Origin of the sequence: Xanthomonas hyacinthi (assembly GCF_009769165.1) — a bacterium.
Lineage (GTDB): Bacteria > Pseudomonadota > Gammaproteobacteria > Xanthomonadales > Xanthomonadaceae > Xanthomonas_A > Xanthomonas_A hyacinthi.
In genome coordinates, this window is sequence record NZ_CP043476.1 from 3,078,380 (window position 1) to 3,098,805 (window position 20,426).

Genomic DNA, 20,426 nt, shown 5'->3' on the forward strand with positions numbered 1-20,426 from the left:
CCGTGTCTGATCATGCCGACCATATCCCGGAGCCGCCCAAGCGTGGCTGTCGCTCCGGATCATGCCTGATGCGCAGCTGGGCCCCAACAAGAACGGGCGCCTTGCGGCGCCCGTTCTTTCGGCTCCTCGCGTTCGGCGATAACCCGCCAACCGCTCAGTAGCGGTAATGCTCCGGCTTGTACGGACCATCGACCGAGACGCCGAGGTAGGCGGCCTGGTCGTCGCTGAGCGTGGTCAGCTTCACGCCGATCTTTTCCAGGTGCAGGCGCGCCACTTCCTCGTCCAGCTTCTTCGGCAGGCGGTAGACCTGCTTTTCGTAGCTGTCCTTGTTCTGCCACAGGTCGATCTGCGCCAGGGTCTGGTTGGCGAAGCTGTTGGACATCACGAAGCTGGGGTGGCCGGTGGCGCAGCCCAGGTTGACCAGGCGGCCTTCGGCCAGCAGGAAGATGGCGTTGCCGTTCGGGAACACGAACTTGTCCACCTGCGGCTTGATGTTGATCTTCTGCACGCCGGGGTACTTGTACAGCGCCTCGACCTGGATCTCGTTGTCGAAGTGGCCGATGTTGCAGACGATGGCCTGGTCCTTCATCTGCGTCAGGTGCTCGATGCGGATGATGTCCTTGTTGCCGGTGGTGGTGACGTAGATGTCGGCCTGGCCCAGGCTGTCCTCGACGGTGTTGACCTGGAAGCCTTCCATCGCCGCCTGCAGCGCGCAGATCGGGTCGATCTCGGTGACGATGACGCGGGCGCCATAGGCGCGCAGGCTATGCGCCGAGCCCTTGCCGACGTCGCCGTAGCCGCAGACCACCGCGACCTTGCCGGCCAGCATCACGTCCATCGCGCGCTTGAGGCCGTCGGCCAGCGACTCGCGGCAGCCGTACAGGTTGTCGAACTTGCTCTTGGTCACCGAATCGTTGACGTTGATCGACGGCACCAGCAGGGTGCCGGCTTCGGCCAGCTGGTACAGGCGGTGCACGCCGGTGGTGGTTTCCTCGGACACGCCCTTCCAGTCCTTGACCACGCGGGTCCAGTAGCCGGGGCGCTCGACCGCCACGCGCTTGAGCAGGTCCTTGATCACCTGCTCTTCGTGCGAGGAGGCGGGTTCGTCCACCCACTTGGAGCCGTTCTCCAGCTCGTAGCCCTTGTGGATCAGCAGGGTGACGTCGCCGCCGTCGTCCACCACCAGCTCCGGGCCGGTCTGGGTGCCGTTGGCCAGGGTGAAGGTCAGCGCGTCGAGGGTGCAGTCCCAGTATTCCTCCAGGCTCTCGCCCTTCCAGGCGAACACGGGGGTGCCGGTGACGGCGATCGCGGCGGCGGCGTGGTCCTGGGTGGAGAAGATGTTGCACGAGGCCCAGCGCACGTCGGCGCCGATGTCCTTCAGCGTCTCGATCAGCACCGCGGTCTGGATGGTCATGTGCAGCGAGCCGGTCACGCGCACGCCGGCCAGCGGCTTGGCGGTGGCATACTGGCGGCGGATCGACATCAGGCCCGGCATCTCGTGCTCGGCGATGTCCAGCTCCTTGCGGCCCCAGTCGGCCAGGGAGATGTCGGCGACCTTGTAGTCGCCCTCGGTGGAAAAGCTCTTGCGTACAGCGTTCATCGGTCGTGCTCCGGTCAATGGCGAGAAAACTCGCGAAGGTCCGGGCGCCGTTGTCGCTCAAGCCTGCCGCCGAGCCTGGCCGGGTCTGGAGGCGGGAGCCCCGCATCGACACGGTCGCAGCGCCCCTCGGCGGAGGGGTAACCAATTATAGCGGCTGCGACGTGAGGTGCTTGAATGGGCGCGTGCGGCTTGGGCGCAATGCAGGCTGGCGCCCTATCGACACGTGGCGGCGGCCGTCCTGCGCCGCGGCGAGGCCACTTCGGCCGAGGGGCGCTCGGCCTGCGCTGCGCAGTGGGTCCAGCCTTTTTGTGGGAGCGATTTCAGTCGCGACGCGTCCTGCATGGCGTCGTCGCGACTGAAGTCGCTCCCACAGTCGGCACCCTGCGCAGGCCACGATGGTTCGCATTGAAACCGTCGCCATGCCCGGCGAGCGACTAATACTTTTGGGTTAGTCTGGCGGCGCCTCCACTGCCGAGCCATGCGTTTTCCGATGAACGAGTACCGCAGCAGCATCGTGTTTGCCACGCCCGATATCCCCTTGCGCGACGACGTCCGCCGACTGGGGGCGCTGGTCGGCGACCTGCTCGCCGAGCAGGTGTCTGCGGAATTCCTCGACGAGATCGAAACCATCCGCACCACGGCGATCGCGCGCCGCGAGAGCGATGCGCCGCCGTCCTCGCTGAGCCAGCAGCTCTCCGGGCGTGCGCCGCGCGACGCCGAGGCGCTGGTGCGCGCGTTCAGCACCTATTTTCAAGTGGTCAACATCGCCGAGCGCGTACACCGCATCCGCCGCCGCCGCGACTACCAGCGCAACAGCGCCGACACGCCGCAGCCGGACGGCCTGCACGACGCGCTGCGCCGGCTCAAGGCGCAGGGGGTGAGCGCGCAGGAGCTGGGCGAATGGCTGCCGCGCATCGACGTGGAGCCGGTGTTCACCGCGCACCCGACCGAGGCGGTGCGCCGCGCGCTACTGGAGAAAGAGCAATTGATGGTGGCCAGCCTGGTCGACAACCTCGACGGCATGCGCACGCCCGGCGAGCGCGCCACCGATGCGGCGCGCTTCCGCATGGCGCTGACCGCGTCGTGGCAGACCGCCGATTCCTCGCCGGTGCGGCCGACCGTGGAAGACGAACGCGAGCACGTCGGCTTCTACCTGACCCAGGTGCTGTACCGGGTGGTCCCGGTGATGTACGAGACCCTGGAGCACGCAATCGAGGAAACCTACGGCACGCCGCTGCCGCTGCCGCGGCTGCTGCGCTTCGGCACCTGGGTCGGCGGCGACATGGACGGCAACCCGAACGTGGATGCCGGCACCATCACCGCCACGCTCGACGCGCAGCGCCGCGCGGTGCTGAACCGCTATCTGAAGGAGCTGTGGCAGCTGGCCAGCCTGCTCAGCCAGTCCACCACCCTGGTCGCGGTCAGCGCGCCGCTGCTGGGGCAACTGGAACGCTACCGGCAACTGCTGCCCGCGGCCGCGGCGCGCTCGCGGCCGCGCCACGGCGACATGCCGTACCGCCTGCTCAACGACCTGATGCGCGCGCGCCTGCAGGCAGCGCTGGACGACGCACCGGGCGCCTATGCCGCGCCGACCGAGCTGGAACAGGACCTGCAGCTGATCCTGGACAGCCTGCAGGCCAACAAGGGCCTGCACGCCGGCTGGTTCGCGGTGCGGCGGCTGCTGTGGCGGGTGCGCAGCTTCGGCTTCCACCTGGCGCGGCTGGACGTGCGCCAGGAGTCCAGCGTGCATGCGCGCGCGGTCGCCGCGGCGCTGGGCGAGGACGACTGGGACGCGCGTTCGCCCGAGGAGCGCGCCGCGGTACTCGGCGCCTACGCCGGCGGCGAGCAGACCCTGCCGACAGCGCCCGAGGATGCCGGCAACGCACGCCTGGACGCGGTGTTCGCCGCGCTCGCCGATGCGCGCGCGCGCCACGGCGCCGATGCGCTGGGCAGCTACATCATCAGCATGGCGCACAACCGCGCCGACGTGCTGACCGTGCTTGCCCTGGCGCGGCGCGGTGGCCTGGTCGATGCGCAGGGCGCGGTGCCGCTGGACATCGTGCCGCTGTTCGAGACCGTGGACGACCTGCGCGGCGGCACCGACACGCTGCGCGACCTGCTCGCCGACCCGGTCTACCGCCGCCACCTGGCCGCGCGCGCCGACGTGCAGATGGTGATGCTCGGCTATTCGGACAGCGGCAAGGACGGCGGCATCGCCGCCTCGCGCTGGGGACTGCAGCGCGCGCAGGTGGAACTGCTCGATGCGGCCGCCGAACTCGGCATCCGCCTGACCTTCTTCCATGGCCGCGGCGGTTCCATCGTGCGCGGCGGCGGCAAGACCACGCGTGCGCTGGAGGCGGCGCCGCGCGGCAGCGTCGATGGCCGCCTGCGGGTGACCGAGCAGGGCGAGGTGATCCACCGTAAGTACGGCATCCGCGCGCTGGCGCTGCGCTCGCTGGAGCAGATGACCGGCGCGGTGCTGCTGTCGAGCCTGCGCCCGCGCGCGCCGGACGCGCGCGAGGACGCGTGGCGGCCGGTGATGGACATCGTCGCCGAGCACAGCACCGGCGCCTACCGCAGCTTCGTCGGCGATGCCGAATTCATGCGCTATTTCCGCCTGGCCACGCCGATCGACGTGATCGAGCGGATGACCCTGGGCTCGCGGCCGTCGCGGCGGCTGGGCCAGGACGCGGCGCTGGACAACCTGCGCGCGATCCCGTGGGTGTTCGCCTGGAGCCAGGCGCGCGCGGTGATCCCGGGCTGGTACGGCGTCGGCAGCGGTCTGCGCGCGGCGGTGGAGGCCGGCCATGAGGACACGCTGCGCGAGATGGCCGCCGACTGGCCGTTCTTCCGCACCTTCCTCGACGACATCGCGATGGTGCTGTCCAAGGGCGACCTCAACATCGCCGAGATGTTCTCGCGCCTGGCCGGGCCGCTGCACGCGCGCTTCTTCCCGCGCATCCGCGACGAGCTGGCGCTGACCAAGGGCTGGGTGAAATCGCTGACCGGGCAGGTGTCGCTGCTGCAGCACGACCCGCGGCTGGCGCTGTCGATCCGCCTGCGCAATCCCTACATCGACCCGATCAGCGTGCTGCAGGTGGACCTGCTGCAGCGCTGGCGGGCCACCGAGGGCGAAGACGAAGAGTTGCTGCGGGCGCTGGTGGCCTGCGTCAACGGCGTCTCGCAGGGCGTGCAGAATACCGGCTGACGGTGGCCGGGCAGCACAATGCGGCGCGCCGGAGGCATTCGGAGCGACGGTACTATCGCCAGCGGACAAATTTGTCCGATAATGCGCGGATGGACCTGCGCACCGATGCCGCCCAACGCCGCCGCCTGTTGCTCGACGCGGCCGACGAGGTGTTCTGCGAGCACGGCGTGCTGGCGCCGCTGGAGCTGGTGGTCGAGCGCTCCGGCGTGGGCCGGGCCACGCTGTACCGCAATTTCGCCGACCGCACCGCGCTGATGGCGGCACTGCTGCAGCGTGGCCTGGACGGGCTGGACGGCTGCGCGCGCGCCATCGGCGAGCGCCCCGACGGCCTGTTCCTGCTGTTGCGCGACGTCGCCGAGCACATCGCGATGTCCGCGCCGCTGACCGACTACTGGCGCTCGATGCCGCGCGAGCGTCCCCCCATCACCGCGGCGCACACGCGGGTGATGGCGATCCTGCTGCCGTTCCTGCAGCGCGCGATCGACGCCGGCCTGTGCCGCGCGCAACTGGACGGCGACGATCTGGGCTTGCTGATGGACATGCTTGGCGCCTGCCAGCGCGGCAGCGACGAAGCCGAGCGCAAGGCGCTGGCGCTGCGCGGTTGGCGGCTGCTGTGCCATGCGCTGGCCACGCCGGCGGCGGCCGCGGCGCTATGAGCCCGCAACCCGGGCGGGGGCAGGGCCAGGCTACCCGCGCCGTCGCACCCGACGCCACGCCACGACGCTGGCCGCGACGTCTGCTACGTGCCGCGGCGGCGTTGGCGACTGTGCTGGCCAGCGTCTGGGGCGCGCTGTTCCTGGCCTACCTGCCGCATACCGGCAGCCTGGTGCGCCACGCCTCGGCGCTGCTGTGGCTGGCGATGGGCGGCGCCGCGCTGTGGGGCCTGCGCCACCACCGCGACTACCGCGTGCTGCCGTGGATCTTCGCCATCGCCTGCGCCGGCCTGGTGTACGGCTGGTCGCAGCTGCTGCCCGAGCAGAATCGCGACTGGGCCGAAGATGTCGCGCAGCCGCTGCTGCCGCAGGTCGAGGGCCACCTGGTCACCCTGCACAACGTGCGCAACTTCGCCTGGCGCAGCGACGGCGACTACACGCCGCGCTGGGAAACCCGCCAGTACGCGCTGGACCGGCTGGTCTCGGCGGACCTGGCGCTGTCCTACTGGATGGGTCCGGCGATCGCCCACACCCTGGTCTCGTTCGGTTTCGACGACGGCCGCCGGGTGGTGTTTTCGCTGGAGATCCGCAAGGAGCGCGGCGAAGCGTTCTCCGCGCTGGCCGGGTTCTTCCGCAATTTCGAGCAGGTGATGGTCGCCGCCGACGAGCGCGACATCCTGGCGGTGCGCAGCAACGTGCGCGGCGAGGACGTCTACCTGTACCGGTTGAACATTCCGCGCGCGCAACTGCGCCAGCTGTTCCTGGGCTATGTGGCGCAGGCGCAGCAGCTGCAGCGCACGCCGCAGTTCTACAACACCGCCACCAGCAACTGCACCACCATCGTGTTCGAACTGGTGCGCAAGTTCGACCCGCAGTTGCCGCTGGACTACCGCTTGCTGCTGTCCGGCTATCTGCCCTCGTATGTGTACGCACAGCACGGCTTCGTGCCCGGCTATACGTTGGCCACGCTGCAGGCGCGCGGACGCATCGGCGCGCGCGCGCGCCAGGCCGGCATCGGCGCCGATTTTTCGCAGCGCATCCGCGAGGGCATCCCCGGCGAAGAACCGCCCGGAGCGCCGCGCTGATGCGCGCCGCGCACGCGGTGCGGCGGCTGGCGGCGCGCGTGCTGCTGGCCGTGGGCCTGCTCGCCGGATCCGGCTGCGCCATGGTCACCGTGCAGTCGCGCGCGGCCGGCGACTACATCGCGACCAAGCGCGGCGACGTGCTCAGCACCGGCGAACTCAGCGATGCCAGCCAGGAAACGCTGCGCGTGGTCGCGATCGAGCGCAAGACCTGCGAGGCGGACATCCCCGCCTGCGCCACGCAACTGCGCAGCGTACAGGGACTGGACGAGGAGCGGCGCCTGGCGGCGCTGTCGGAACTGTGGCTGCGCGCGGCGACGACGCGTACGCCCAAGGCGACCGTCGCGCTCGACGATGCGGCCCTGCAGGCGTGGCTGGAAACCGCGCGCTACGCCTATGCCTACCTGTTCTATACGGAACGCCCGGCCAGCGCCCGCGCCTTCGAGGACCGGCAGACGCAGGTGCGCGACTACTACAACTACGCGGTGCAGCATGTGGTCGGCGCCATGTTCGAGCGTTGGCGCGCGCGCAGCGCCAGCGGCGAGTTGCGCGACGACGACACGCTGGCCGCCGCCGGCTGGCAGGTGCGCGCGCAGCTGGACAGTTTCCGCCTGCCGGGCGGGGTGGCGCGGCCGAATGCGATGGTTCCGGCTGCCTCGCTGCGCTTCGACGGCCTGCGCAGCACCTACCGCCGCGACGGTTTCGGCGCCGAGCTGGTGGCGGAAGTGTCGCCGGCGCAGGTCGGCGATCCGACCGCGGCCGCGGCCGCCGCGGATCCACGCCAGGAGACCCGCGACACCGCCGGCTACAGCGAACTGGCGTACGCGCCGACCACGGTGCTGCTGCGCTTCGACGGCGACAGCCTGGCGCAGGTGCTGGACACGCGCAGCGTGGTGGTCACGCCCTACGATCCGTATCGCGACAACGCGGTCGTCGTGCACGGCCAGCGGCTGCCGCTGGCGGCCAACTTCACCGCCGCCTACGGCCTGTGGCTGGCGCGTTCCGGTTTCGCCAGGCAGTCGCTGCGCTCGATGCTCGGGCGCCAGTACGGCATCGAGCAGCCGCATCTATACCTGATGCAGCCCTACGATCCGAACCGGCGCATCGTGCTGATGCTGCACGGCCTGGCCAGCAGCCCCGAGGCCTGGGTCAACGTCGCCAACGAGATCATGGGCGACGAGCAACTGCGCCGCCATTACCAGATCTGGCAGGTCTACTACCCGACCAACATGCCGATCGCCTGGAACCGCGCGCAGATCGAGACGCTGCTGCAGCAGACCCTGCACGACTTCGATCCGCAGGGGCAGGCGCCGGCGTCGCGGCACATGGTGCTGGTCGGGCACAGCATGGGCGGGGTGATCGCGCGGCTGCTGGTCAGCACGTCCGGCGACCGCATCTGGAACGGCCTGCTCGCCAATCGCCCGCTGCACGGCGAACGCGGCGCGCGGGTGCGCGAACGCCTGCAGCCACTGCTGCGCTTCACGCCGCTGCCGCAGGTCGATCGCGCGATCTTCATCGCCGCGCCGCAGCGCGGCACCTCCTTCGCCGAGGGCCGCATCGGCCGTTTCGTCGGCCACCTGATCCGCTTGCCGGTGACCTTGCTCGAGCGCTTCGCCGACGTGATGCGCGATATCGGCGGCGAGGACGGCGTGCCGCCGCGCCTGCCCAACGGCATCGACAACCTGCGCGACACCGACCCGTTCGTGCGCGCGGCCGCCGAGCTGCCGATTGCGCCGACGGTGCGCTACAACTCGATCATCGCCCGGCGCGATCCGGCGGTGCCGCTGGCCGACGCCGACGACGGCCTGGTGCCGTACCGCAGCGCGCACCTGGAGGGCGCCGAATCGGAGCTGGTCGTCACCTCCGGGCACAGCGTGCAGGAGACGCCGCAGGCGATCCTGGAGATACGCCGCATCCTGCACGCGCAGATCGCGGCGGAGTGATGCGGCGGAGTGGATGCGGCTGGGCCAGCGCGCGCCGCTGTGGGAGCGATTCAGTCGCGACGCGCACTACCAAGCCCGTCGCGACGGATGGCCCAAGGCCACCGGGAGTCGGCCTTCCTCGCGCGTCGCGGCGGACTGCCGCGGCGCGGGCGGTGGCGCGCATGCGCGGCCGCATGATGGCCGGCGCGCGCGCAGCCTTGGACTGCGGCACGCGGTGGATCGGCAGCGGCCGCTACGCCGGCACGTCCGCCCGTAGCGGCCGCGCGTCGGCGCAGGACTGCGCTGCGACTGGGTCGCTGCGCGTCGCGACGAGGCCGCAGCGCGAACGAGTTTCCCTTTTCTTTTTTCCTGGAACGATGATGAGCAAACGCATGCGTTGGATGGTGTGGGCAGTCGTGGTGGTGACGGCGGGCGCGCAGGCGCGGCCGTCGCAGCAGGCGGCGCCGTCGCCGCAGTTGCGGGTCGAGCAGGTGCTGATGCTGTTCCGCCACGGCGTGCGCGCGCCGCTGCAGGGCGAGGCCGCGGCGGCGGCGCTGGCCGATCGTCCCTGGCCGGTGTGGAACACGCCGGCGAGCCTGCTCACCGCGCACGGCCGCATCGGTGTGCAACTGAGCGGCGACTACACCCGGCAATGGCTGGTCCGCGACGGCGTGCTGCCGGCCACCGGCTGTCCTGCCGCCGGCACGGTCAGCGTCTACGCCAACACCGACCAGCGCACCATCGCCAGCGGCGAGATCCTGGCCGCGGCGCTGGCGCCCGGCTGCGGGCTGCAGGCCGGGCATCAGGCGCAAGGCAGCGACGATCCGCTGTTCCGTCCGGTCGAGGCCGGCGCGGTGGACTTCGATGCGGCCGCCGCGGTGGCCTCGATCCAGCGCCAGACCGGCGGTCCGGGCGCGGTGCTCGCGCCCTATGCGAAGGAACTGCGCACGATGCAGCAGATCCTCGGCTGCAGCGCCAAGACCTGCGATTTCGCGCAGATGCCGTCGTCGCTGAGCGCAAGCGCCAATGGCCGCGGCATCGCCATGCACGGTCCGCTGGACCTGACCTCCGGCACCGCCGAGGTGTTCATCCTGCAATACGCCGAAGGCCTGCCGCTGGACCAGGTCGGCTGGGGCCGCGCCACCCGCGCGCGCATCGGCGTGGTGTCGCGGCTGCATGCGTTGCTGTTCGAGATCTACGCGCGGCCGCAGTACATGGCCGCGCGCGCCGGCGCGCCGCTGGCGCGGCGGGTGCTGGACACGCTGGGCGTGGCGGACGCGCCGAAGTTGAGCGTGCTGGTCGCCAGCGACACCCATATCGCCGCGCTCAGCGGCTTGCTCGACCTGCACTTCCATCTGCCCGGCTACGGCCAGGACGATTCGCCGCCGGGCGGCGCGCTGGTGCTCGAGCAACTGCGCGACGTGCGCAGCGGCCAGCGCTACGTGCGCCTGCGCTACCAGGCGCAATCGCTGGACCAGCTGCGCGCGCTGACCCCGCTGAGCCTGCGCAAGCCGCCGCTGCTGCAGACCCTGCGCGTGCCCGGCTGCAGCGAGGCCAGGACCCAGCTGTGCACGCTGCAGCAGTTCCAGAAGGTGGTGCAGGAATCGCTGCAGCGGCGCGGCTGAATCGGTGCGGGCAGGCGGCCTGAGGCCTGCGTCTGCATTCCGCGCAGGGAGACATTGTGGGAGCGACTTCAGTCGCGACGGGCATTACCGACAAAGCCCGTCGCGACTGAAGTCCCACAGAAGAAATTCCCCTGCTGTCGCAGTCGTGCTTTCCGGCTGCGGTGTGCATGCCGCAGCACTCGGACGAACCAAAAAAAGGGCCGCGATGCGGCCCGTTTTCGTGCAGGCGCCGCAGCGCCGGCTTACTTCAGCTTCGCGTCCGTGCGCAGCGCGTCGGCGCGGTCGGTCTTTTCCCACGAGAACGCGGTGGCGCTGTGCTGCGCGCCGGTGCCGTCGGTGTAGGTGAAGGCCTTCGGGGTGCGGCCGAAGTGGCCGTACGAGGCGGTCTGCTGGTACATCGGGTGGATCAGGTCGAGCATCTGCAGGATGCCGAACGGACGCAGGTCGAAGTGCTTGCGGATCAACCTCTCGATCTTGTCGTCGGCGATCTTGCCGGTGCCGAAGGTGGTGACCGAGATCGAGGTCGGCTCGGCCACGCCGATGGCGTAGGAAACCTGCACTTCGCAGCGATCGGCCAGGCCGGCGGCGACCACGTTCTTGGCCACGTAGCGCGCCGCGTAGGCCGCGGAACGGTCGACCTTGGACGGGTCCTTGCCGGAGAACGCGCCGCCGCCGTGGCGCGCCCAGCCGCCGTAGGTGTCGACGATGATCTTGCGCCCGGTCAGGCCGCAGTCGCCCACCGGCCCGCCGATCACGAACTTGCCGGTCGGGTTGATGTGGAACTTGGTGCCCTTGTGCAGCCACTTGGCCGGCAGCACCGGCTTGAGGATTTCCTCGCGCACCGCTTCGATCAGGTGCTTCTGCTTGACGTCCGGATCGTGCTGGGTGGACAGCACCACCGCGTCGATCGCGGTCGCCACGCCGTCTTCGTAGCGCAGGGTGACCTGGCTCTTGGCGTCCGGGCGCAGCCACGCCAGCGGCGAGTTCTTCTTCTTGCGGACCTTGGCCTGCTGCTCGACCAGGCGGTGCGCCAGGTGGATCGCCGCCGGCATGAAGCTGTCGGTCTCGCGGGTGGCGTAGCCGAACATCAGGCCCTGGTCGCCGGCGCCCTGTTCTTCCGGCTTCTTGCGGTCCACGCCCTGGTTGATGTCCGGCGACTGCTTGCCGATCAGGTTGAGCACGCCGCAGGTCTCCCCGTCGAAGCCGACCTCGGAGCTGTTGTAGCCGATCTCCAGGATCACCTTGCGGGTCAGCGCTTCCAGGTCGATCCAGGCGCTGGTGGTGATCTCGCCGGCGACGATCGCCACGCCGGTCTTGACCAGCGTTTCGCAGGCCACGCGGGCGCGCTTGTCCTGGGTCAGGATCGCGTCGAGCACCGCGTCGGAGATCTGATCGGCGATCTTGTCCGGGTGGCCTTCGGAGACCGACTCGGAGGTGAAGAGATAGCTGGACATCGCGGCTATATCCTTGTATTCGGATGAAAAGATGGACGCGCATGATACACGGGCGCGCGCAGCTGCGCATCGTGCCGCTGGCGGCGTTGGGCAAGGTTGACCGCTCAGCCGGCGGCGCCGCCTGCGTCATCGTGCCGTCGTCATATTGCAAGATCGGTGTCGTCGCGGGCGCCGAAGCTGTGCGCAGTCAGCCAGGGGGCTTGCCGTGCTCGCACTCGAACGTCGTCTGCAGGATCGCTACCCGCACTGGTTCGCCGGCCGCCGCTCGCGGCTGCTGCGGCCGCTGCTGCGCGGCCTGCAGAAATGGTCGGGCCTGGACGCGCTGGAGGCATTCCTGGAGGCCAGCCACGAACTGCGTGGCTTCGCCCTGGTCCAGGCCGGGCTGGATTTCCTGCAGGCGCGCTACGTGGTCGCACCGAGCGCCGCCGCCTGCATCCCGGCGCGCGGGCGCCTGCTGATCGTCGCCAATCACCCCTCCGGCGCGCTGGACGCGCTGGCGCTGCTGGATTGCGTCGGCCAGGTGCGGCGCGACGTGAAGATCGTCGCCAACGACTTCCTGTGGGCGCTGGAAGGCCTGCGCGAGCTGCTGCTGCCGGTGCGCATCCTCGGCGGCGCGCCGTCGCCGGCCAGCGTGCGCGCGATCGAGCAGGCCCTGGCGCAGGAGCAGTGCGTGATCGTGTTCCCGGCCGGCGAAGTGTCGCGGCTGGGCTGGGGTGGGGTGGCCGACGGGCGCTGGCGCCGCGGCTTCACCCGCTTCGCGCTGCGCACCGCCACGCCGGTGCTGCCGGTACGTATCCATGCGCGCAACTCGGCGCTGTTCTACGGCGCCTCGGCGCTGTTCAAGCCGGCCGGTACCGCGCTGCTGGCGCGGGAGATGTTCGCCCGCCGCGAGCGCCGCATCGCGCTGAGCCTGGGCCGCGCGCGCACGCTGCCGCCGGGCCAGTCCGATGCCGAACTGATGCGTGGCCTGCGCCGCGAGCTGTATGCGCTGGGCCGTGCCGGCGCCGACGCGCCCGCGCCGAGCGAGGAACCCTTGGTCGCGGCGGAGGATCCGGCCGCGGTGGCGGCGCAGATCGCCGCGCTGCGCAGCCTGGGCCAGACCGTGGACGGCAAGCAGATCCGGGTCGGCCGGCTGCGCGTCGGCTCGGCATTGCTGCGCGAGATCGGCCGCCTGCGCGAACTGACCTTCCGCGCGGTCGGCGAGGGCACCGGCCGGCGCCTGGACCTGGACGACTACGACACCTGGTACGAGCACATCGTGCTGTGGGACGGCGCCGCCGCGCGCGTGGTCGGCGCCTACCGCGTGGCCCGCGGCGCGCCGGTGCTGGCCGCGCGCGGCCTGGCCGGCTTCTACACCGCCGGGCTGTTCCGCTATGGCGAAGCGCTGCTGCCGCGCATCGCCGCCGGCATGGAGCTGGGCCGCAGCTTCGTGGTCCCCGACTACTGGGGCAGCCGCAGCATCGACTACCTGTGGCAGGGCATCGGCGCCTACCTGCGCGACTACCCGCAGGTGCGCTACCTGTACGGCGCGGTCTCGATCAGCGCGGCGTTGCCGCGACAGGCGCGCGAACAGATCGTGGCCTACTACGCGCGCTACTACGGCGATGCGCTGGGCGAAGCCGCCTCGGCGCGGCCGTTCGATTATTCGCAGGCGCCGCCGGCGTTCGACGCGCTGGACGCGGACACCGCGTTCAAGGTGCTCAAGGGCAACCTGGATGCGCTCGGCGCCGCGGTGCCGATGCTCTACAAGCAATACACCGAGCTGTGCGAGCCGGGCGGCGCGCGCTTCCTCGCCTTCGGCGTCGATCCGGCGTTCAACGACGCGGTCGATGGCCTGATCGAACTGGATCTGCAGCGCATCCGCAGCAAGAAGCGCGTGCGCTACCTGGAACGGCCCCGCAGCGAAGCAGAGGTGATGGCATGAACAATGTGAGCAGCTTGTCCCCGCCCCCGCGGCGGGCGGTGTTCGTGTCCGACGTGCACCTGGGCGCGCCGCACTGCCATGCGCGCGAACTGGCCGATTTCCTCGGCGACCTGCACTGCAGGCAGTTGTACCTGGTCGGCGACATCGTCGATTTCTGGTGGATGGCGCAGCGCCGCGCGGTGTGGGGCGCGGCGCACCAGCGCGTGATCGATGCACTGCACGCGCTGGCGCGCGGCGGCACCGAACTGATCTACGTGCCCGGCAACCACGACCGCCCGATCCGCCGCTTCTGCGGCCTGGCGCTGCCGGCGATGCAGGTGCGCCGGCGCGCGGTGCACGTGACCGCCGACGGGCGCCGGCTGCTGGTGGTGCATGGCGACGACTACGACGCGGTCACCCAGTTCGGCGGCCTGCAGGAGAAGTTCGGCGACTGGCTGTACTACCGCATCCTCACCGGCAACCAGCTGACCAACCGCGTGCGCCGCCGCTTCGGCATGCGCTACTGGTCGCTGGCCGACTACCTGAAGCGGCAGAGCAGCGCCGCCGAGCGCTACATCGAACGCTTCGTCGACGCCGGCCTGGACGACGCGCGCCGCCGCGGCCTGGACGGCGTGGTCTGCGGCCACGTGCACCGCGCCGGCCTGTTCGAGCGCGACGGCCTGGTCTACGCCAACGACGGCGACTGGGTCGAAAGCCTGACCGCGCTGAGCGAGGACCATCAGGGCCGGCTGCAGCTGCTGTCGCATACCGGGCAGGTGCTGGAGACCCTGGCACCGCGGGTGCTGCGCCTGCCGCAGGCGGCGTAGCGCGCCCCTGTCGCGGCGGCGACCCCGCCCGAAATGCACACGGCCCGCTGTGCGCGGGCCGTGGCAGGTGCGTGCGCCTGCTTCGCGACCGCCTACTTCAAGCGCCTTGCAGCGCAGCCGCTTCGAAACGCAGCCGCTTCGGGCCGGCATCGTCGCCCATGCGCCGCCGCTTGTCGGCCTCGTACGCGCGGTGGCTGCCCTGCAAGAACGCCACGTGCGAGTCGCCTTCGAACGCCAGGATATGCGTTGCCGAGGTTGCGCTAGAGCTCCGGGGTGATGTCCTCCAGCGGCGTGGTCGGGCCGAGGCCGGCGTTGTCGACCATCGCCTCGAGGCGGCCGAACGACGCGGAAGCCGGGAGTGTGCGGATGCAGGGTGAAGCGACACCGGCAACAGGTGCCGGGGGCGTCGCTTCGCGAAGAGGTCGACACGCGTCGGTGGTTCGGTGTCCGTGCAGAAGCGGGCAGTATTGCAACGGGGCACCTCCCATGCCGAGCCAACGGCCAACGCCGGGAGCACAGGGGGAGGTTCCGTGCGCTACCCTAGCCGCGAGTTCAGGCATGGTCCGGGGACGCCGATGGAACACGAGATCACCCACCTGCTGGTGCAGGCGCGTGGGGGTGCGCCGGAGCGGCTCTCGGCGGTCTTCGAATTGTTGTATCCGGAACTACGCCGGCTGGCCGCCACGCGGCTGGGGGCCGGCGAGCGCACGCTCAGCCCGACGATGCTGGTCCACGAACTGTACCTGCGCGCGACCACCGGCGAGCCGCTGTCCACCGTCGATCGCCGGCACTTTTTCGCCGCCGCGGCCAAGGCGATGCGCTGGATCGTCATCGACCATGTCCGGCGTCGCGCCAGCGAGAAGCGCGGTGGCGGGCAGGTGGCGGTCACGCTCACCGTCTCGTTGGCTGTCGACGACGGTCCGGAGCCGCGGGTGCTGGAATTGCTCGAAGGGCTGGAGGCGCTGGGCGAAATCGATCCGCAGCGGCGCGAAGTGGTCGAACTGCACTTCTTCGCCGGGCTCGAGTTCGCCGAAATCGCCGAGCTGCTGGATTGTTCGTTGCGCACGGTCTACCGCGAATGGGAACGCGCGCGCGCGTTCCTGCACGCGCAATTGCGCGAGCCGTGACGCATGGACGCCGGCGAGAAGGAGCTCTGGCACGAGGCCGACCGGATTCTCGACGAACTGCTCGACCTGCCCGCGCTGGAACGCGTGCCGCGGTTGCGGCACCTCCCGCTGGCGCCGGCGCTGCGCGAATGCGTGACACGCCTGCTGGCCGCGTACGAGGAAACCGGCGGTCCGCTCGATACCGGTCCGCTGCACGAATGGGTCACGCTGGCCGAAGCCGCTGCCAGACCTGCTGCGGATCTCGGCGGGCACCGGCTGGGCCGCTGGCGTCTGCTCGAACCGATCGGCCAAGGCGGCATGGCGGTGGTCTATCGTGCGGTCTCGTGCGAACCGCCACTGGACCAGCAGGCCGCGGTCAAGCTGCTGACCCTCGGCGCACTGGCGCGGGGTGGGCGTGAGCGCTTCCTGCGCGAGCAGCGCCTGCTGGCACGCCTGCGCCACCCCTACATCGCCCCGTTGTACGACGCCGGCGTGGCCGCCGACGGCACCCCGTGGCTGGCCATGGCGCTGGTCGAAGGCGAGCGCATCGACGACTGGTGCGAGCGCCATGATGCCGGCCTCGACGCACGTGTTGGCCTGGTCCTGCAGGTGGCCGAGGCGCTGGCTTGCGCGCACCGCAACCTGGTGATCCATCGCGATATCAAGCCGTCGAACGTGTTGGTGGACGCCGACGGCCACGCCCGCTTGCTGGACTTCGGCATCGGCGCACTGGTCGATGCCGAGCACAACGACCGCACCGCTACCGGCCTGCATGCGTTGACTCCCGAATATGCCGCGCCCGAGCAGTTCGCTGGTGCCACGCCGACCACCGCGATGGATGTCTATGGCCTGGGCACGCTGCTGTACCGCCTGCTCGGTGGCCGGCCGCCGGGGCGGCCGGGCCCGGGCCCGTTGTTGGCGCCCCCGTCACGACTCGCCGCGTGTGCCGCCATCGACGCCGCGCCGCGCCGCTGGGCCCGGCAACTGCGTGGGGACCTGGATCTGATCGTGATGAAGGCGCTGGCGCCGGAGCCGGAACGCCGCTACCCCAGTGTCGACGCCCTGGCCACGGACCTGCGCCACTGGCAGGTCAGACGACCGATACAGGCGCGTGCGCCCAGCCTTGGTTATCGGCTGCGTCGTTTCCTGTCCCGCAATCGCTGGGGTGCTGCCGCGTGCGCGGCGCTGGCGGTGGCCTTGCTGGGCGGGGTCGCCATGGCCGGGTGGCAGGCGCGCTGGGCGCGAGAAGAAGCCCGACGCGCGCGCGCGGCCGCTGCCGAGTCCGAGGCCCAGCTCACCTACGTGGACAGCCTGCTGGAACTGCTGGTGGTGCCCAGCAACGCGCCGGCGCAGCAGCGCGACGTCGGCGCGCTGGTGCGGCGGGTGGCCGAGCGCGCGCGCAAGGATCTGGCCGGACGCGATGCAGCGCTGGCGCGGGTGGAAAACGCCCTGGCCGGTGTGGCCGCCGATAGCGGCGACTATCCCCAGTCCGCCGAACTGGCCCGGAGCGCCCTGGCGCGTCGACGCGCCGGTTTCGGCGACGACGCACCGGAAACCGCCGAGGCGATGCAGACCATGTCGTTTGCGCTACGGCAGAAGAACACGGCGCAAGACAGGGCCGAAGCGCTGCTACTGGCCGAGCGTGCCACCGCGATCCTGCGCCGCCACGCCGCCGCCACGCCGCAACTGGTGATGGCGCTGGACCATCTGGCATTGCTGCAGATGGAGCGCGACGACACGGCGCGGGCGTGGGCGCTGACCGACGAGGCCCAGTCGATCTGCGATCGCCGCGTGCATGACCATCCCTTCTGCGAAAGGCCGTTGTTCCGCCGCGCCGACCTGCAGTTCCGCCTGGGGCACTTCCAGGCGGCGATCGCGGGGTTCAGCAGGTTGCTGGAGCTGAAGCGGCAGCGCCTGGGCCCGGACGACGCACAGACCCTGCAGGTGGCCAGCCTGTTGGCAATGAGCTACAGCCGGTCCGGCGCCGGCGCCAAGGCGGTGCCGCTGCTCGCGCGGATCCTGGCGCAGCAGCGCCGCATCTACGCCAGACCGACCGAGGAAATGCTTTTGACCCAGCAGAGCCTGGCCGAGGCCCTGAGCCAGTCCGGAGATTATCCACGCGCGCTGCAGCAGTTCGGCGAACTGACCGGACAGATCCGGTCCGTTCTTGGGGAAGGCAGCGCGCAGATGGCGTATGCATTGTGCTCGCAGGGCCTGGCCGAGTACGACATGGGCCGCTACCGGGAGGCCGCCAGAGACTGGCAGCGCAGCCGGGCGATCTACGCGGCGATGTTCGGCGCCGATTCGGCCTTTGCGATGGCCAACCTGCTCTTCTACGCCGATACCCTGCGCGAACGTGGCCGGCCACACGAGGCGCTGCCGCTGCAACGGCAGGCGCAGGCAACGATGGAACGGTTGCTCGGGGCCGATTCGTTGTACGTCGCCCGTGGCCTGAGTCGCCTGGCGGCCACCGAAGTCGCCGTCGGCGATGGTGCGTCCGCACTGGCGCATTACGACCGCGCGGTGGCGATCTATCGCGTCAGCCTGCCTGCCGACAACCCCTTGCCGGCAGTGATTGCCGCCCCCCGCAGCAACGCGTTGCTGCAACTCGGCCGGGTCGATCAAGCGCGTGAAGCCGCGCGCGCCGCACTGGACGAAATCCAGGCCAAGGCCCGCCATCACCCACTCTATTACGGTCAGGCCCTGGCCCCGTATGTGCGGGCCATGTGCGCCACTGCGCCGGCCGCCCCGACGGGGTGTGCCGAGGCACGCCAGCTGGCGGCCGTCGAACTGCGGCGCGAAGACCTCGCCGGACGTGCGCGCCTGCTGCTGATCGCCGCGCTCGACGACACGGCGGCCGCGATCCGCCGCTGACCCCCAGCGCAGGGCGGCACCAGCAAGGTTCGCATTGCTCCTGGCGGAAGCGCCGGCATGGCAGGCCTGCCTGGCAGTTCATGGCCCCGTTTTGCGGATGTCTAGGTACAGGGCCCCGTTCCGGCCGGCCCGTCAGCGGAGCAGGCAGACCATGAAGCGTTTCCACCGACGGCGGCAGTGAGCCCGGCTCTGGCAGGCCTGGGCCGCTCCCGCAGATGAGGCTGCAGGGACTGGCCGCCGCCGGCGGCCGTCCTGCAACCGTGCAGCTTGGCCAACCGTGATGTTGTCGACAGGAAAACCCAGGAGTACACATGAAACGCAGCAACAGCCGCTTCAAGCCGAATCGTCCGCATGTCGCGATCGCGTGCGGACTGGCAATCATGCTCGCGCTTTCCGGTTGCGCGTCAACGCCGAACCGGCCCTTGCAGAGCAGCGCCCGCGAGGCGTTTCCCGACCTGTCGCAAGCGGTGTCGGGCAATGAAGCGCCGGCGGAGGCGATGAAGGTCGCGGTCTATGAGGCTGGATTCGAGGATGTCTTCCGTGTGGCCAGCGTCTCGGCGAGCCAGGCCCAGCTCAATGTCGAGCAGGTCGACAAGAAGAACGGGCTGATCTTCGCCACCCGCGATGCCATGCTGCTGCCGGGCATTTCCGCTTACGACCAGCCGTCGCCGCACCGCTTCTTCTACGTCATCTCGGTAACGGAGCTGGATGCCAAGCGCAGCCAGGTACGCGTCGTCGCCAAAGTGCAGGCGGAATGCCAGAACAGCGTGGAGGGCGGCAATCGGGCGCTGTTGGGCGCCCTTTCGTTTGGTATGAGCGAAATCGCGTTAGCGCCGATCCGTCATGCCTGCGAGCGGATCACGCACACCCGGTGGGCGCAGGGCACGTGGACGGCGGCGTTGGAGATGGGCCAGTTCCAGGTGTTCATGCGCAACAACCTGCTGGCTGCGGGATTGCTATGACCATGGTGATGCGACTGTCCACGGGCCTGGACGGCGGAGGGGCGTCGTGGCCAGGTTCCGGTTGAGCGGGGTCTTCCTGTCGATATGCGCAGCACTGGCGGCGGGAACGGCAGGCGCCCAGCTGGCCAAGTCGATCAGGCTCGAATCCGCTCCGGTCGGCGCGCAAGTCTTCCTGTTGCAAGGAGGCGGCCGCAAGCAGGTTTGCGCGACGACCCCATGCGACTGGCAGGCCGATTTCCACAGCGACCGTTCCGTGCTGCGGCTTGGTTTCGAGCTGGCTGGCCATGAGGGCGCCACGCTGGAAGTTTCGGCCGGGCCAAGTCACGTCAAGGCAAGTCTGAAAGCGGAGAAAAGCGCGGTCCGCGCGCCTGCGCAGACTGCACGGGTGCAGCAATTGCAGTCCAGGCTGATGCCGGCGATCGCGGAAGCCGTGCGGGTAGGGGAGGCGAACAGCAAGGTCTCGCGGTCGTCGGGTTCGGCCAGCCTGCGCGAGATCGGTGGTCGCACCTATGTCTATCTGCCGCTCAAGGTATGGAACCTCGAACCATTCATCGTCGACGGCAAGGGATCGCTGGTGCGTGCGATGTGGATGAGTTCGGGCGGGGGCTACGACGCCATGTTGGAGGACCGGCTCGCTGGCGAAGGAATCGATGGGACTATCGTCGAGGCCACGATCGGCGGTCCGGCCGACAGCGGTTTCTCCGTGGCTGGTCAGGCCGAGGCAGAGACGGAGATGACCTGCATCCCCGGTACGGTCATGGTGTACCAAAGTTGTGCCACACAGGCGCCTACCTACGAGACCTCTTGCTACAACGGAACCTGCAGTACGCGCCAGAGCGGCACGCACTGCGCGCCCGGCAACGTCGCGCAGTACAACGCTTGCGCAACGCGTGCGCCTGTCACGAAGTACACGGTCAAGGCCGATCCCCGGATCGGGATCACTCCCCAGTCCAACGCGCGCGGCGCGCGCTTGATCGGCATTTCCCATTGGTCGGGGAGCGATAGCCAGGGCGCACCGACATGGCTGCAGGCCGATGCATCGGGCCGCGTCGTCCATGTTGCCGGCCCACCTCCATCGGCTGCACTCAAACGCGACCTGGGATTGCCGTGAGCGCATTGCGGCCACGACGGACCTGGCCCGGGCAGTAGACGCAGGGTGGGCACGGCAGGCGCCCACCCTTTGCTTTCACGCCCGATCCGGAAGCGGTGG

13 protein-coding genes and 1 riboswitch are annotated in these 20,426 nt (G+C 70.1%); of the genes, 11 read left to right on the forward strand and 2 right to left on the reverse strand.

Annotation, left to right across the window (positions count from 1 at the left end; genetic code table 11):
- Window positions 1-154: 154 nt before the first annotated feature.
- Window positions 155-1,600 (reverse strand): adenosylhomocysteinase, encoded by a 1,446-nt coding sequence (gene ahcY, locus FZ025_RS13510; protein ID WP_104558213.1) that lies wholly within the window; start codon window positions 1,598-1,600, stop codon window positions 155-157.
- A gap of 35 nt (window positions 1,601-1,635) precedes the next feature.
- Window positions 1,636-1,734, reverse strand: a riboswitch (S-adenosyl-L-homocysteine riboswitch).
- A gap of 356 nt (window positions 1,735-2,090) precedes the next feature.
- On the opposite strand from ahcY, the gene ppc reads away from it, so the two are divergent.
- The 5 genes from ppc (at window position 2,091) to FZ025_RS13535 (ending at window position 10,090) form a co-directional block, all read left to right on the forward strand.
- On the forward strand, window positions 2,091-4,808 hold the full coding sequence (gene ppc / locus FZ025_RS13515; protein ID WP_104558215.1) for a phosphoenolpyruvate carboxylase: 2,718 nt from the start codon (window positions 2,091-2,093) through the stop codon (window positions 4,806-4,808).
- An 89-nt stretch (window positions 4,809-4,897) separates the two neighbouring features.
- Window positions 4,898-5,464, forward strand: a complete 567-nt coding sequence (locus FZ025_RS13520; protein ID WP_046979524.1) for a TetR/AcrR family transcriptional regulator — start codon at window positions 4,898-4,900, stop codon at window positions 5,462-5,464.
- 80 nt (window positions 5,465-5,544) lie between these two features.
- Entirely contained in the window at window positions 5,545-6,546 is a 1,002-nt protein-coding gene (locus FZ025_RS13525) for an Lnb N-terminal periplasmic domain-containing protein (RefSeq protein WP_046979542.1), read from the forward strand.
- On the forward strand, window positions 6,546-8,486 hold the full coding sequence (locus tag FZ025_RS13530; protein WP_046979525.1) for a lipase family alpha/beta hydrolase: 1,941 nt from the start codon (window positions 6,546-6,548) through the stop codon (window positions 8,484-8,486). The genes FZ025_RS13525 and FZ025_RS13530 overlap by 1 nt, the downstream gene beginning before the upstream one ends.
- 359 nt (window positions 8,487-8,845) lie before the next feature.
- Window positions 8,846-10,090 carry a histidine-type phosphatase gene (locus tag FZ025_RS13535; RefSeq protein ID WP_046979543.1) on the forward strand — a complete coding sequence of 415 codons (1,245 nt, stop codon included), beginning with the start codon at window positions 8,846-8,848 and terminating at the stop codon, window positions 10,088-10,090.
- A gap of 242 nt (window positions 10,091-10,332) precedes the next feature.
- Here the strand turns inward: FZ025_RS13535 and metK are convergent, their stop codons facing one another.
- Complete coding sequence (metK, locus tag FZ025_RS13540) at window positions 10,333-11,544, reverse strand: methionine adenosyltransferase (protein ID WP_046979526.1); 1,212 nt, start codon at window positions 11,542-11,544, stop codon at window positions 10,333-10,335.
- Window positions 11,545-11,749: 205 nt separating this feature from the next.
- Between metK and olsF the strand changes: the two genes are divergently transcribed.
- The 6 genes from olsF to FZ025_RS13575 all read left to right on the forward strand — a co-directional run bounded on the left by olsF (window position 11,750) and on the right by FZ025_RS13575 (window position 20,327).
- Window positions 11,750-13,468 carry a bifunctional ornithine lipid synthase OlsF gene (gene olsF, locus FZ025_RS13545; protein ID WP_208803648.1) on the forward strand — a complete coding sequence of 573 codons (1,719 nt, stop codon included), beginning with the start codon at window positions 11,750-11,752 and terminating at the stop codon, window positions 13,466-13,468.
- Window positions 13,465-14,274 (forward strand): UDP-2,3-diacylglucosamine diphosphatase, encoded by an 810-nt coding sequence (locus FZ025_RS13550; RefSeq protein WP_046979527.1) that lies wholly within the window; start codon window positions 13,465-13,467, stop codon window positions 14,272-14,274. The genes olsF and FZ025_RS13550 overlap by 4 nt, the downstream gene beginning before the upstream one ends.
- 530 nt (window positions 14,275-14,804) lie before the next feature.
- Window positions 14,805-15,401, forward strand: coding sequence for an ECF-type sigma factor (locus FZ025_RS13560; protein ID WP_244292379.1), 597 nt, complete (start codon window positions 14,805-14,807; stop codon window positions 15,399-15,401).
- A 3-nt stretch (window positions 15,402-15,404) separates the two neighbouring features.
- A complete protein-coding gene (locus FZ025_RS13565; RefSeq protein ID WP_104558217.1) occupies window positions 15,405-18,254 on the forward strand; it encodes a serine/threonine-protein kinase in 2,850 nt (949 codons plus the stop codon).
- 311 nt (window positions 18,255-18,565) lie between these two features.
- Complete coding sequence (locus FZ025_RS13570; protein WP_046979531.1) at window positions 18,566-19,216, forward strand: hypothetical protein; 651 nt, start codon at window positions 18,566-18,568, stop codon at window positions 19,214-19,216.
- 61 nt (window positions 19,217-19,277) lie between these two features.
- Window positions 19,278-20,327 (forward strand): hypothetical protein, encoded by a 1,050-nt coding sequence (locus FZ025_RS13575; protein WP_046979532.1) that lies wholly within the window; start codon window positions 19,278-19,280, stop codon window positions 20,325-20,327.
- Window positions 20,328-20,426 lie beyond the last annotated feature (99 nt).

Bases quoted from the DNA above. Each gene is read 5' to 3' on its own strand.
- ahcY (WP_104558213.1), bottom strand. From the start codon at position 1,600: ATGAACGCTGTACGCAAGAGCTTTTCCACCGAGGGCGACTACAAGGTC.
- ppc (WP_104558215.1), top strand. From the start codon at position 2,091: ATGAACGAGTACCGCAGCAGCATCGTGTTTGCCACGCCCGATATCCCC.
- FZ025_RS13520 (WP_046979524.1), top strand. From the start codon at position 4,898: ATGGACCTGCGCACCGATGCCGCCCAACGCCGCCGCCTGTTGCTCGAC.
- FZ025_RS13530 (WP_046979525.1), top strand. From the start codon at position 6,546: ATGCGCGCCGCGCACGCGGTGCGGCGGCTGGCGGCGCGCGTGCTGCTG.
- FZ025_RS13535 (WP_046979543.1), top strand. From the start codon at position 8,846: ATGAGCAAACGCATGCGTTGGATGGTGTGGGCAGTCGTGGTGGTGACG.
- metK (WP_046979526.1), bottom strand. From the start codon at position 11,544: ATGTCCAGCTATCTCTTCACCTCCGAGTCGGTCTCCGAAGGCCACCCG.
- FZ025_RS13550 (WP_046979527.1), top strand. From the start codon at position 13,465: ATGAACAATGTGAGCAGCTTGTCCCCGCCCCCGCGGCGGGCGGTGTTC.
- FZ025_RS13565 (WP_104558217.1), top strand. From the start codon at position 15,405: ATGGACGCCGGCGAGAAGGAGCTCTGGCACGAGGCCGACCGGATTCTC.
- FZ025_RS13570 (WP_046979531.1), top strand. From the start codon at position 18,566: ATGAAACGCAGCAACAGCCGCTTCAAGCCGAATCGTCCGCATGTCGCG.